Source organism: Mesorhizobium sp. M6A.T.Cr.TU.017.01.1.1 (assembly GCF_004023115.1).
GTDB lineage: Bacteria > Pseudomonadota > Alphaproteobacteria > Rhizobiales > Rhizobiaceae > Mesorhizobium > Mesorhizobium mediterraneum.
In genome coordinates, this window is sequence record NZ_RZTA01000148.1 from 1 (window position 1) to 12,823 (window position 12,823).

A 12,823-nucleotide genomic window follows, 5' to 3' on the forward strand; every position below is an offset into this window, starting at 1 on the left:
CGCTCGATCCGTATCTCAATCGCACGCCACCGGCGGAAGTGGTATCGCTGACGCCGCCGGTCCAGAAGCCGGCCGAGCCAGGGACCGATGGGCCGCCTCCGCCCGCGCCGGCCACAGATGCGATGGCACCGGCAGCGCCGGCCACGGCCGATGCGATCGCGCCGACCTTCGATATCGTTCGGGTTGAAATCAAAGGCTCTATCGTCGTCGCCGGCAATGCCGCACCCAACGCCAAGGTCGAGATACTCAATGGTTCGACGGTTCTCGGCTCGACCGTCGCCGGTGCCGATGGCGCTTTCGCCATCGTTCTCGACGATCCGCTGAAACCCGGCGATTACACGATCGCGCTGCGGTCAATGACCGGCAATGTCGTGACCCCCTCTGTGCAGACAGCCGTCGTCTCGATCCCCCAGAGTCCTGCTGGCCAGGTGCTGGCGATGATCGAAGAACCCGGCAAGCCCTCCGAATTGCTCACCGTTCCTGCACCCGAGAAGAAGCCTGAATCGCCTGCCGGCGACAAGGCGGCCGCTCCGGCTGCCGAGGACCCCGCTGCCGCGGCACCGGCCCCAGCCGCACCGGCGGCACCGGCCACTGTCGATGCCGCCCCCGCCGCTCCGGAAGTGCCGGTCGCACCCGCAACGCCAGCCGCAGGGCCAAAGATCGTCGTCGAAGCGATCGAGATCGACGGCAGCAAGATCTTCGTCGCCGGACTCGCCGATCCCGGCCGCAAGGTACGCGCCTATGCCAACGATATCTTGCTCGGCGACGCGAAGACATCGCCCGACGGCAATTTCCTGGTCGAGGCGACGCGCAACATTCCGGTCGGCACCTACACCATCCATGTCGACGCGCTCGATGCCGACGGGATCAAGGTGGTGGCCCGTGCCGCCGTGCCGTTCGAGCGCGAGCCGGGCGAGTCGGTCGCCGCGGTGGCGAAGCCGGCCGCGCCTGCAACCGACCCCGCCACGCCGGCTGCGGGCGCTGATGCGACGACGCCTGCGGCTCCTGCAGCCGAGGCTCCGGCCGATGTCGCGGCTGCGACGCCCCCGGCTGAAGTGCCCGAGACCGCGGCGCCGAAACTCGAACACGCCGACAGCGCCGTCATCATCCGCCGCCACGATACGCTGTGGCGGATTTCGCGGCGGGTCTACGGCCAAGGTGTTCGCTACTCGACAATCTACCTCGCCAATCAGGATCAGATCAGGAATCCCGACCGCATATGGCCGGGGCAGGTCTTCAAGGTCCCGGAAACGTCGAAGGAAGGCGAGGCTGCCGACTTCAAGGCAATGGGCGACCAGATGACGACGGCCCCGAAAAAAGCCGATTAGAAATCCTTTTCTTCTTTCCGACCTCTTGCGGAAAGTTCGTTCATCGCCTATCGCCGATAGACGATGAATACTCCCCTGATCGAGAAGACCTGCGGCGTCGCCGATAGTCGCGCCGTGGCCGCGAAGCTCGCCGCGCTTTCGCACCCGGCGCGGATCGAGATCCTTAGGCATCTTTCGGCCAGCCGCTCCTGCTGCTGCCGGGAGGTCGTCGACCATCTCGACCTGGCACAGTCCACCGTCTCCCAGCACTTGAAGATATTGGTCGACGCTGGGCTCGTCCGCTACGAACCGGACCGGCAACGCTCGCGCTATCAGGTCGACGGCGATGCGCTAGCTGATGTTTCTGCATCGCTGGCCGCGCTCGTCAATTCCTGCTGCTCTGGCCGCTAAGAAATACGAAAAGGCATAGAAATGGCCGAAAAAACCGTCTCCGCCGATTCCGGCTCGACCTTCAGGACATTGCGCAATCTGTGGCCCTACATGTGGCCGGCCGACCGTGCCGACCTTAGGGCGCGGGTGGCATGGGCGACAGTGCTTCTGGTCGTCGCCAAGCTGACACTGGTTGCCGGTCCCTATTTCTTCAAATGGGCTACCGATGCGCTGGCCGGCGACGCCAAGTCGGTGCCGCCATTGCCGACCTTCCTGCTGGCGCCGGTCATGCTGGTCGTCGCCTATAATGTCGTGCGGCTGGTGCAGCTCGGTTTCAACCAATTGCGCGACGCGCTGTTTGCCCGCGTCGGACAATATGCGGTGCGCCAGCTCGCCTTCCGTACCTTCATCCACATGCATCAGCTGTCGCTGCGCTTCCATCTCGAGCGCCGTACCGGAGGTCTGTCGCGCATCATCGAGCGCGGCACCAAGGGCATCGAGACGATCGTCCGCTTCACCGTCCTCAACACCTTGCCGACCATCCTCGAATTCGCGCTGACAGCCGGCATCTTCGCCGTCACCTATGGCTGGAAATACGTGGCTGTGGTGGCGGTGACGGTCTGGCTCTACATCTGGTTCACCATAAGGGCGAGCGACTGGCGCATCGTCATTCGCCGCGACATGAACGACAGCGACACCGACGCCAGCACCAAGGCTATCGACTCGCTGCTCAATTTCGAGACGGTCAAGTATTTCAACAACGAGAGCATGGAAGCCGAGCGCTTCGACCGGTCGATGGCGCGCTACGAGATATCAGCCACCAGGATCTGGACCTCGCTCGGCTGGCTGAACTTCGGCCAGGGCGTCATCTTCGGTCTCGGCACGGTCGTCGTGATGTGCCTTTCGGCGCTGGAGGTGCAGGCCGGCACGCAGACGGTTGGCGACTTCGTCTTCATCAACGCCATGCTGATGCAGCTTTCGGTGCCGCTCAATTTCATCGGCTTCATCTATCGCGAAATTCGCCAGGGGCTGACCGACATCGAGCAGATGTTCGATCTGCTCGATGTGCCGCAGGAGATCGTCGACAGACCGGGTGCCAAGCCGCTGGCCGTCGGCGCCGGCAAGGTCGAGTTCCGCGACGTGCACTTTTCCTACGATCCCAACCGTAAAATCCTGAAAGGTATCAGCTTCGAGGTGCCCGCAGGAAAAACGGTTGCCATTGTCGGGCCGTCGGGCGCCGGCAAATCGACCATTTCGCGGCTCCTGTTCCGCTTCTACGACATTCAGGGCGGCAAGATCCTGATCGATGGCCAGGACATTCGCGACGTAACGCAGGAGAGCCTGCGCGCTGCGATCGGCATGGTGCCGCAGGACACCGTGCTGTTCAACGACACCATCGCCTACAACATCCGCTACGGTCGCGTCGATGCCAGCGAAGAGGACGTCCGCAAGGCGGCTGAACTCGCTCAGATCGGGCCGTTCATCGAGCGGCTGCCCGACGGCTACCGTTCGATGGTCGGCGAACGTGGGCTGAAACTGTCCGGCGGCGAGAAGCAACGCGTGGCGATCGCCCGCACGATCCTGAAGGCGCCGCCGATCCTGATGCTCGACGAGGCGACCTCGGCGCTCGACAGCCATACCGAACAGGAGATACAGGCAGCGCTCGATCTCGTCAGCCAGGGGCGCACCACCATCGTCATCGCCCATCGGCTATCGACGGTGATTTCGGCCGACGAGATCATCGTGCTGCAGGACGGCCAGATCGCCGAGCGCGGCACGCATGCCGCCTTGATGCGCAAGGCCGGTCTCTACGCCTCGATGTGGGACCGCCAGCGCGAGGCGACCGAGGCTGAGGAGCGGCTGCGCATTGCTCGCGAAAGCGATGAGTTCGGCGTTGTCGTCCGCCGCCGCCCCTCGGAGGTGAATTGAGGTGTCGAGAATGAGTTGAATTTTCCGCTTGACCTCAACCTAAGTTGAGATCGTAGACCGCCGATCGAAGGGGCACGGTGCGCCTGTTTGCGGTCGGAGAGCGGAAATGGAACAGCTAAATCAACAACATGGCAGTGGTAGCGTGTTCAGGGTCGACAAGTTCGTAGTCCCTAGCGAAGCCCGCGAAGAAATCATCGCCAAGGTCAGGATGACGCACGAATTGTTGCGCCAGCAGAAAGGCTTCGTTCAGGATTTCTTGCTCGAGCAATTCTCCGGGCCGGGGGAGTTCAACCTCGTGACCATTGTCGAATGGGAAAGCCAGGCAGCCATCGACAATGTGGTGCCGATCGTCAAGGCCGCGCATGAGCACATTGCCTTCAACCCGCAGGAGACGATAGCCCGGCTCGGCGTCAGGGCCGACATCGCCAACTATCAGCGGATTCCCGGCGTGTAGGCTCTACGGCCAGCCGGCACCCGGTGCCGGAGCCTCGATGCTGAGCATTTGGCCGGTGCGGGCATCGCTGATCATGTATTCGAAGCCGCGCCATTCGGCGGCGACGATGAACAGCGTCTTGCCTTCAGCGCCGCCGAGCATGCAGGCAAAGCAGCCGCGATCGGCGTCGACGCTCTCGAGCATTGCGCCGCCTTCTCTCACGCGCACGCAGTGCCGGTTGGGCACGTCGGCATACCAGATGGCGCCCTCGGCATCGAGACAGATACCGTCGGGAAAGCCGTTGCCGAGGTCGGCCCATCGCCGCCGGTTGGCAAGGCTGCCATCGGCGGCGATGTCGAAGGCGGTTAGCCTGTTGGCGTGGGATTCGGCGACGATCAGCGTCTTGTTGTCAGGCGTCACCGCCATGCCATTGGCGAAGGCGATCTTGTCCGCCACCTGCCGCACCGACCCGTCCGGCGCAATCAGCACGATGGTGCCGGGGCCGAAATGCTGGCCGGGAGCCGGCGCCGGCCCGCCGCCATTGACGTAGATGTTGCCTCGCCCGTCGACGACGATCTCGTTCCAAGGGTTCTCTGAGAGGTGTCGCAGATCGGCGTGCGTGACCAGCCTCCCGTCTGCTTCTTGCCGCAGCACCAGCCCTTCACGCCCGCAGACGACGACCAGGCGGCCATCCGGCAGCCAGTCGATCGAATAGGGCAGGGTGGCCGGCACGGTGAGCATGATCTCACTGTTGCCGTCGGCATCGACGGCGATGACCTGGCCGGTTCCCCAGTTGCAGAACCAAAGCCTGCCGTCATGCCAGCGCGGCGACTCGCCGAAGGCCAGGCCGTTCATGACGATGTGCGCCTGTTTGGCTGCTGATTTTTGTGACGGCATTCGTTAGCTCCAGCTGTCGTTCGGCGGCCGCTTCGATAAAGGCACCGTATCTCCAAGGACGAGCGAGGCCGGATCGCCCCGACAACAGTCACAGTTTTTTCGGACAGGCTCATTGGGTCCCTCCAACGCCTGCGATCGACAAACGCTGACGGGACCCAGCCAAGCCGGCCAGCCCTCATTGCCGCGTTGCGGCCACGGGGGCTTTCCGCTATTGAGGCCGGACCTGAAACTAGGGCTGTTCCCATTCCATGGACCTCGTCGACACGATCAAGAAAACGTTCGTTCCGATCCATCGCGAAGGCTATCCGTTCATCGCCGCCTTCGCAGCGGTGACGCTTTTCCTCGGCTATTTCTCTTCGATCCTGTTCTGGGTCTGCCTCATCCTGACGGCCTGGTGCGTCTATTTCTTCCGCGATCCCGAGCGCGTCACGCCTGTCGACGACCGGCTGGTGGTGAGTCCGGCCGACGGCATCATCACTGCGGTCGGCCCGGCCGTGCCGCCGCGCGAACTTGGCCTCGGCGGTGGTGAAATGACCCGTATCTCGGTGTTCATGGATGTTTTCTCCTGCCATGTGAACCGCGCCCCTGTGCGCGGCCGCATCACAAGGATCGAGCATCGGCCGGGCCAATTCCTCAACGCCGCGCTCGACAAGGCGAGTGCCGACAACGAGCGCAACGGGCTGGTCATAGATAGCCCCAACGGCACGGTGGCCGCGGTGCAGATCGCCGGCCTGGTGGCGCGGCGCATCGTCTGCTGGGCCGAGACCGGCGGCACGATCGGCATCGGCGAGCGCTTCGGGCTGATCCGCTTCGGCTCGCGCGTCGACGTGTTCCTGCCGTCGACCGCGACGCCGCGTGTCGCCGTCGGCCAGACCGCGGTTGGCGGTGAAACCATACTGGCCGAATTCGGCGGCATTGCCGCAACGCCGCTCGTGCGGGTGTCCTGAGCCGTGGGCGCGCCGTTCAAGAAGTTCGAGGCACATGGCAGCGGCGGTCCGCGCATCCATGAAATCCCGATGCGCATGGTGCTGCCCAACCTTGTCACCGTGCTCGCCATCTGCGCCGGCCTGTCCGGCATCCGCTTCGGCTTCGAAGGCCGTTTCGAGCCGGCAGTGGTAATGGTGCTGCTCGCCGCCTTCCTCGACGGCATCGATGGCCGCCTGGCCCGGATGCTGAAGGCGACGTCCAAATTCGGCGCGCAGATGGATTCGCTAGCCGATATCGTCAATTTCGGCGTTGCACCCGCGCTGGTGCTCTATGCCTTCCTGCTCGACCAAGCCGGCTCGCCGGGCTGGATCGCCGCGCTCCTGTTCGCCATCGCCTGCGGACTCCGGCTTGCCCGCTTCAATGTGCTTGACGAGGACACGGACCGGCCGGTCTGGCAGACCGAATATTTCGTCGGCGTGCCGGCGCCGGCGGGCGCCGTGCTGGTGATGCTGCCGCTCTATCTGTCCTTCCTGCGGCTAGGCCTGGAGCCATCCCGCACTGCCGCCTTCATTGCCACCGGTTTCACCATTCTGGTTGCCTTCCTGTTGGTCAGCCGGCTGCCGGTGTATTCCGGCAAGAGCCTGAAAGTCCCGGGCGACAGGGTGCTGCCGATCATCCTCGGCGTCGTCCTCTATATACTGCTGTTGATGACCTACCCCTGGTACACGCTGACGGCGTCGGTCGCCGGCTATCTGATCTTTCTGCCGTTCAGCATCCGCGCCTATTCGAGGCGCGCCAAGCGCGAAGGCGAGAAGGTGCCGCCTTCAGACATCGGCTGACAGACGTGTCGCCAATTCGCTCCGAAGGTTATCTGGAGCATTTTGCAGCCAAGTGGATCACTTGGCGTCGCAGAAATGCGGCTAAACAAATAGATGGAGCGGGATGCCCAGTTCAATTTGAACGCATCCCGCTCGGGAACCTGCCGGCATCTAGACCGTTCTGTCTCAGCGGGCGAAGTGCGCGACCTCGCGAAACGCCTTGCCGTCGACCTCTCAAGCTGCTGCGCCAGGCGCGGCACCTGAAGAAGTGCGAGGAGAAGAAATGGTTGTCGTCCTCATCGGTTCGTTGCTCATTATCGCTGGCGTTGTGTACATGGCTGGCGCAGCCCTAGGGCGCGGGCGGCTCAGTGATCCGGCGCCTGTTCGCGCGGCGCCGGATCGCTCGACGCCAAATCTCGCAACGCCAGGCCCGACACTTGAGCCGCGGCGGCGCGGCCTCGGCTTCCTCGGCCTGTCGCAGAATTGGCCGGGCCTGCTGATGATGGCGGTCGGCGTCATCCTGCTGTTGTCGGTGGTGGCCCTCTAGCCCTTAAGCTGCCGCGCTGAGCCCCAGCCGGTCGATCGCCAGTTTACGGGTCGAGACATAGTCGGTCTTGCCCGAACCCAGCACCGGGATTTCCTCGACCTTGACGATGTCGTTCGGCACCATCAGTTCGGCGGCACCTGCCTGTTTGCCGAATTTGCGCAATTCGTCGGGGTTGGCGTCATTGGCGGTGGTGACCAGCACGATGCGTTCACCGCGGCGCCTGTCCGGCACCGCCACCACGGCATGGTGCTCTTCCGGCCATAGCGACTGCACCAGCATCTCGACGGCACCCAGCGACACCATCTCGCCGGCGATTTTGGCAAAGCGCTTGGCCCGGCCGCGAATGGTGAGGAAACCCTCGCGGTCGACCGAAACGATGTCGCCGGTATCATGCCAGCCGTCGAGCGGCTGCAATTCGCCGGGCCGATCTGATGTCATGTAGCCCATCATCAGGTTTGGCCCATCGAGCCACAACCGTCCGGCGCCGCTAATGCCCTCGATCGGTTCGAGTTTCATGCGCATGGCCGGCAACAGCCGCCCGACCGTGCCGTCACGGCCGTGGATGGCTGTGTTGACGGCAACGACGGGCGCTGCCTCGGTCAAGCCGAAACCCTCGATGATCTCGGCCTGGAAGCGCTCCCGGTAAACGCGGCGTGTCTCCGGTTTCACCGCCTCGGCGCCGGCGACAATGAAGCGCAGGCTGGAGAAATCGCCGTCCTTGGCGGTGCGCGCATAATTGGCGAGGAACGTGTCGGTGCCGAACATGACGGTCGGCCTTGCATTGCGTGCGACCTCAGGGATCAGTTTGTAGTGGAGCGGCGAGGGATAGAGGAACAGTTTTACTCCGGTGACCAGCGGCAGGATGGTGCCGCCCGTCAATCCGAACGAGTGGAACACCGGCAGCACGTTGAGCAGGATATCGGCCGGCGAGATGGTGATGCGGGCTTCGGCCTGCATGGCGTTGGCGAGAAGGTTCCGGTGCGACAGCACCACCGCCTTGGGCGTGCCTTCCGAGCCGGAGGTGAACAGGATCACCGCCGGCTTGGCTGCATTCTGCGGCTGCAGCGGCCAGCGCCACAGCAAGGCGGCGGCGAGCTTGTCCAGCACGGTCACGCTGGTGCGCACATCCTCCAGCCACAGCAGCTTGGCGCCGCCTCCTTCCACCGCCGCGACGATGTCTGCGAGGCTGGCCTTGTCGACAAAGGCGCGCGACGAGACCACGGTGCGGATCTCCGCCGTGCGCACAGCGGCGGTGACGCTGGCCGGGCCTGCGGTATAGTTGATCATCGCCGCCACCCGGCTCGCCGACAGCAGGCCAATGAGCGACAGCACGACGCCATTGGTGTTGGGCAGCAGCAGTCCAACCGCTTCGCCCGGCGCCGTCACAGCCTCGAAGCGGCGGCCGAGCACCCGCGCGCCGATGAACAGCTTTCTGTAGCTCAGTGCGCCGCTGATCACGTCTTCGACGATAGGATGCGAGGCGCCGACACGGTCGGCGGCGTCGCGCATGGCGAGGAACAGGCCGCGATTAAGATCGCTGCCGAAAAGCCGGGCTTCAGCGAAACGGTCGAACAGCGCATTGGTATTCGAGGACTGATCAGGGTTTCGCGCCACCAGCTCGGTGATGGTCATCGGCTCCAGCACGCTGATCGACAGGCGGGGAAACCAGCGCCGCGGCGCCTTGTCCGCCGGCGTCAGCGATACCGGCAGAGTTCGCGCGCCGGCGACGAAGATCGGCACGATGCGGGCGTCGGCCTGCATGGCGATGCGGGTAACGGCGCGAAACAAGCGAAATGTCTTGATATCAGGCTCGACCGCGTCCGGCAGATAGACGGCTAGGCGGCCTTTGCCCTTCAGCACCCGCACCAGCCGACGGCTGACGAAGACATGCTCGGCATTGAAGGCGATGGTGCGGCCAAGCTCGCGCCATGGTTCGAGCCAGGGCGACCTGGCAGAGGCCTGGTCGAGGATATGCAGCGTGTCTTCCGGCAGCAGCGACAGCATCAGCGCCGGTTCGAGGCGCGACTGGTGCGAAATGACGTAGATGACCGGAACAGCTGCTTTGCGGGCGATCCTGATGCGATCATCGGCGACCCGGTAGGCGAGCTTGAACGGCACATAGAGCAGCGCCTGGGTGAAGCGTAGGCCGAGGCGGAATTTTTCCACCACACCGATCAGCAGCCAGGCCGCGACGAGGCCCGCAAGCAGCGCCAGTGTCAGGGTCATGCCGCGTCTCTCCCAACAGATTCTCACGTCGCGGTTCTTTCCCGACCGCTTCAATGAGAACCTAGACGAAGTGGGCTCAACGTCAATGCGGAGGTCCTTTCTTCTCGCCGCCCGCCGTGCCCGACTCCGGCGCAACTACAGATACTGCCGCCGCATTCGGCACCACGCCTACATTTGCAAATGGGTATCCGGTTCGTAGACTATGTTGGATGCTCCGTGAGACATTCAGACGGGTGCAGATCTTGTCTTCAGAGAAGGCCCAGTTCGGTCGACCGGAACCTCTGCAGGGGGGAAGCGTTCCTCGCCTAAAGCTACAACCGCAGGCTTGCCCGGAGTAGGGCATATACCTTGCCGCTATTCGTCCGTTGGGGGGTGCGATGCACGACTATTATAACCTCGGTCGATATAGCCGGCCGGTGACGACAAGCTCGTCCGAGGCTCAGGTCTGGTTCGACCGCGGCCTCATCTGGCGTTACGCATTCAACCATGAAGAGTGTTTCCGCAAAGCGACCGAATGTGATCCCGGCTGCGCCATGGCTCATTGGGGCATCGCCTATGCCCTCGGCCCGTATTACAACAAGCCGTGGGCCGACTTCAACGAGCAGGACCTCAAGCAGACGCTGGCCGAGGCGCGTCGCGCGACGGAGGATGCGCTAGCGCTCGCCGACGGTGCGGCACCGGTGGAGAAGGCGCTGATACGGGGGCTGGAGCGCCGCTACCAGTCGGATCACGTGGCGGATAACGAAGAGCTGCGCGCCTGGAGCGACGCCTATGCGGGGGCGATGCGGAAAGTCTACGCAGCGTTTCCGGACGATCCCGACGTCGCCGCGCTCTTCGCTGAGGCATTGATGGACCGCACGCCCTGGCAGTTGTGGAACCTCGCGAGCGGCGAACCCGCTGAGGGCGCCGATACAGTCGAAGTCGTGGCGGTACTGGAACAGAGCCTGCGCCTATCGGATGAGCGCGAGGTCGCGCACCCCGGCCTCATCCATCTCTATATTCACGCCATCGAGATGTCGCCGCATCCCGAACAGGCACTGCGCCCGGCCGATACCCTTCGCGATCTCGTGCCGGACGCCGGCCATTTGCGGCACATGCCCTCGCACATCGACATTCTCTGCGGCGACTATCACTCAGCGCTGGTCGCCAACGAGCGGGCGATCGAAGCCGACCGCAAGTATCTGGAGCGGGAGGGTCCCTTCAACTTCTATACCCTCTCGCGATGTCACGACTATCATTTCAAGCTCTATGCGGCGATGTTCCTCGGCCAGTACCGTCCCGCCCTGGACGCAGCCAATGAAATGCTTGCCACCGTCCCGGAAGCGCTGCTGCGACAGGCAACGCCGCCGATGGCCGACTGGCTGGAAGGCTATATGCCCATGAAAGCGCACGTGCTGGTGCGGTTCGGCAAATGGCAGGAGATCCTGGACGAACCGCTTCCCGACGATCCAGACCTCTACCGGGCGACCACGGCGGTCTGGCGCTATGCAAAGGGCATTGCCCATGCCGCACTCGGACAAACAGCCGTGGCCGAAGCGGAGCAGCGCCGCTTCGAGGAGGCGTTCGCCCGCGTTCCGGAAACGCGCATGTTCTTCAATTACCGCTACGTCGATATTCTGGCGGTCGCCGCGGAGATGCTTCGAGGAGAGATCGCGTATCGGAAGGGCGATCACGAAGCGGCCTTCGCGCATCTCCGCGCCGCAGTGGCGCGGGACGACGGCCTTCCCTATGACGAGCCTTGGGGCTGGATGCAGCCGACGCGGCACGCACTTGGGGCCTTACTGCTCGAGCAGGGCCACATGCGAGAAGCGGCGCAGGTCTATGAGGCGGATCTGGGAATGCATCGTGGCTACAGACGGATCTCGCGGCACCCCGACAACGTCTGGGGCCTGCACGGCTATGTCGAAGCCCTGCATCGGCTTGGCCGGCACGAAGAGGCCGATGACATTCAGCCTCGCCTCGATCTGGCGATGTCGCGGGCCGACGTCGAGATTCGTGCGTCGTGCTTTTGCCGTCTCGGCGACAACTGCTGCGCGTTATGATCAACGCACCGTTGCGGGTGTTGCCCGTTTCAGCCGTGAGACGAACGTCTGCGCCTATCCCTCGCCGCAAGGAGGGATAGGCGCCCTCACGCCGCTTTCAACCTCCCGCTGATGAAGCGGAATTCCTGTGTCTTGCCGCCATAGCCATAGGCGGCGGCCGGCACTTCGTGCACGAAGGCGTAGCTTTCTTCGTGCATCTCACCCAGCAAGCGGCCAAAGGCGGCAAAGATCGCCTTGAGATAGGCTTCCAGTTCGAGCTTGGTGTTGGTGCCGTCGACCACCTTGATGTCGAGCCAGAACGTGTTGGCGCCATGCTCGGCCAGCGACTTGCCGCCGGCGAACCAGTGCTGCGGGTCGAGATAAGATATGGCGACCGCGGTGATGGTGGGTCCCTGCGCAGATGCGTGGCGGTCAGCTCGGTCACCTCCCTGGCGATGGCGGCGGACAGAGCGGCATCGGGCCTGCCGGTGACGGTGACATTGATGATCGGCATTTCTTTTCTCCTGAGGGCGTCTCGCGCCGCTGGGAAAACCATGTCACGGCTGCAGCATCAAAAAAATCGAATTGTTTTGGATTAAGAGTTCGATATAACTGAATTATGCAGGCGCTCGACCCCGATCTCCTCAAAACTTTTCTCGCCTTCGTCGACGGCGGCTCGCTTGCTAAGGCGGCATCGATCGTTGGTCGCTCGCCTTCGGCGGTGACGGCGCAAATGCAGCGGCTCGACGATATTGTCGGCGAACCGCTTCTGGTGCCGCAGGGAAGAGGCCGCGGCCTGACGGCGGCGGGCGAAGATCTGGTCGGCCATGCGCGGCGCATCCTTGCTGTGCATCGCGAGGCGTGGCTGGCTCTCAAGGGCGTGCGAGCCGATGGGCGCGTGGCCATAGGCACGACACAGGATTTCGCCGACAGCGGCCTGCCGGAACTGCTCAGGACCTTTGCCGCGAGCCACCCGCGCGTCAGGATCGAACTGCGCGTCGGCCGCTCCGCCGAATTGGCGCACGCGCTGCAAACCGGCATCCTCGATCTGATGATCGCCATGCGGCAGGCTCAGGCGCCGGACGAAGTCGGCGTGCTCCGCGAGCCGATGATGTGGCTGTGTTCGCAAAGAGGCTTGGCCACCAACTGCCGCTGGCGCTGCTCGATCCGCAGTGCGGCTTTCGTGACGCGGCGATCGCGGCACTCGACACGACAGGCCGCCGCTACCGGATCGCCGCCGGCAGCGCCAGCCTGGCCGGGCTGCGCACGGCGGTGAACGCCGGCATTGCTCTGACGCTGCGGACGGCGCGCTTTGCCCATTCCGGCAT

At 64.0% G+C, this 12,823-nt stretch carries 10 protein-coding genes and 2 pseudogenes; 9 read left to right on the forward strand and 3 right to left on the reverse strand.

Translation table 11 applies throughout. The annotated features are described in order from the left end of the window. The 4 genes from EOB36_RS30195 to EOB36_RS30210 all read left to right on the forward strand — a co-directional run. A partial coding sequence (locus tag EOB36_RS30195; protein ID WP_128286318.1) for a LysM peptidoglycan-binding domain-containing protein occupies window positions 1–1,328 on the forward strand: 1,328 nt, incomplete at its 5' end. A gap of 63 nt (window positions 1,329–1,391) precedes the next feature. Further along, entirely contained in the window at window positions 1,392–1,718 is a 327-nt protein-coding gene (locus tag EOB36_RS30200) for a metalloregulator ArsR/SmtB family transcription factor (protein ID WP_095483171.1), read from the forward strand. A 21-nt stretch (window positions 1,719–1,739) separates the two neighbouring features. Further along, window positions 1,740–3,626 carry an ABC transporter ATP-binding protein/permease gene (locus EOB36_RS30205; protein WP_127205995.1) on the forward strand — a complete coding sequence of 629 codons (1,887 nt, stop codon included), beginning with the start codon at window positions 1,740–1,742 and terminating at the stop codon, window positions 3,624–3,626. Window positions 3,627–3,732: 106 nt separating this feature from the next. Continuing rightward, entirely contained in the window at window positions 3,733–4,080 is a 348-nt protein-coding gene (locus EOB36_RS30210) for an antibiotic biosynthesis monooxygenase (protein WP_095483173.1), read from the forward strand. Window positions 4,081–4,083: 3 nt separating this feature from the next. Here the strand turns inward: EOB36_RS30210 and EOB36_RS30215 are convergent, their stop codons facing one another. Beyond that, complete coding sequence (locus EOB36_RS30215; protein WP_127205996.1) at window positions 4,084–4,956, reverse strand: SMP-30/gluconolactonase/LRE family protein; 873 nt, start codon at window positions 4,954–4,956, stop codon at window positions 4,084–4,086. A 248-nt stretch (window positions 4,957–5,204) separates the two neighbouring features. Here EOB36_RS30215 and EOB36_RS30220 point away from each other — a divergent pair, with 248 nt between their 5' ends. The 3 genes from EOB36_RS30220 (at window position 5,205) to EOB36_RS30230 (ending at window position 7,248) form a co-directional block, all read left to right on the forward strand. Then, a complete protein-coding gene (locus EOB36_RS30220; RefSeq protein WP_095483175.1) occupies window positions 5,205–5,903 on the forward strand; it encodes a phosphatidylserine decarboxylase in 699 nt (232 codons plus the stop codon). A 3-nt stretch (window positions 5,904–5,906) separates the two neighbouring features. After that, a complete protein-coding gene (gene pssA, locus EOB36_RS30225) occupies window positions 5,907–6,722 on the forward strand; it encodes a CDP-diacylglycerol--serine O-phosphatidyltransferase (RefSeq protein WP_095483176.1) in 816 nt (271 codons plus the stop codon). A 262-nt stretch (window positions 6,723–6,984) separates the two neighbouring features. Beyond that, window positions 6,985–7,248, forward strand: coding sequence for a hypothetical protein (locus tag EOB36_RS30230; protein ID WP_127205997.1), 264 nt, complete (start codon window positions 6,985–6,987; stop codon window positions 7,246–7,248). A gap of 3 nt (window positions 7,249–7,251) precedes the next feature. Here the strand turns inward: EOB36_RS30230 and EOB36_RS30235 are convergent, their stop codons facing one another. Next, complete coding sequence (locus EOB36_RS30235; RefSeq protein ID WP_127205998.1) at window positions 7,252–9,474, reverse strand: AMP-binding protein; 2,223 nt, start codon at window positions 9,472–9,474, stop codon at window positions 7,252–7,254. Between the two features lie 377 nt (window positions 9,475–9,851). Here EOB36_RS30235 and EOB36_RS30240 point away from each other — a divergent pair, with 377 nt between their 5' ends. Next, entirely contained in the window at window positions 9,852–11,516 is a 1,665-nt protein-coding gene (locus tag EOB36_RS30240; RefSeq protein WP_128286319.1) for a hypothetical protein, read from the forward strand. Between the two features lie 86 nt (window positions 11,517–11,602). Here EOB36_RS30240 and EOB36_RS30245 read toward each other — a convergent pair. Continuing rightward, window positions 11,603–12,009 (reverse strand): annotated as a pseudogene (locus EOB36_RS30245) (4-oxalocrotonate tautomerase family protein). Between the two features lie 105 nt (window positions 12,010–12,114). Here EOB36_RS30245 and EOB36_RS30250 point away from each other — a divergent pair. After that, window positions 12,115–12,823: pseudogene (locus tag EOB36_RS30250) on the forward strand (LysR substrate-binding domain-containing protein); the annotation flags it as partial.

Coding starts and splice junctions, on each gene's coding strand:
- EOB36_RS30230 (WP_127205997.1), top strand. CDS start 6,985: ATGGTTGTCGTCCTCATCGGTTCGTTGCTCATTATCGCTGGCGTTGTG.
- EOB36_RS30200 (WP_095483171.1), top strand. CDS start 1,392: ATGAATACTCCCCTGATCGAGAAGACCTGCGGCGTCGCCGATAGTCGC.
- EOB36_RS30210 (WP_095483173.1), top strand. CDS start 3,733: ATGGAACAGCTAAATCAACAACATGGCAGTGGTAGCGTGTTCAGGGTC.
- EOB36_RS30235 (WP_127205998.1), bottom strand. CDS start 9,474: ATGACCCTGACACTGGCGCTGCTTGCGGGCCTCGTCGCGGCCTGGCTG.
- EOB36_RS30215 (WP_127205996.1), bottom strand. CDS start 4,956: ATGCCGTCACAAAAATCAGCAGCCAAACAGGCGCACATCGTCATGAAC.
- EOB36_RS30220 (WP_095483175.1), top strand. CDS start 5,205: ATGGACCTCGTCGACACGATCAAGAAAACGTTCGTTCCGATCCATCGC.
- EOB36_RS30240 (WP_128286319.1), top strand. CDS start 9,852: ATGCACGACTATTATAACCTCGGTCGATATAGCCGGCCGGTGACGACA.
- EOB36_RS30205 (WP_127205995.1), top strand. CDS start 1,740: ATGGCCGAAAAAACCGTCTCCGCCGATTCCGGCTCGACCTTCAGGACA.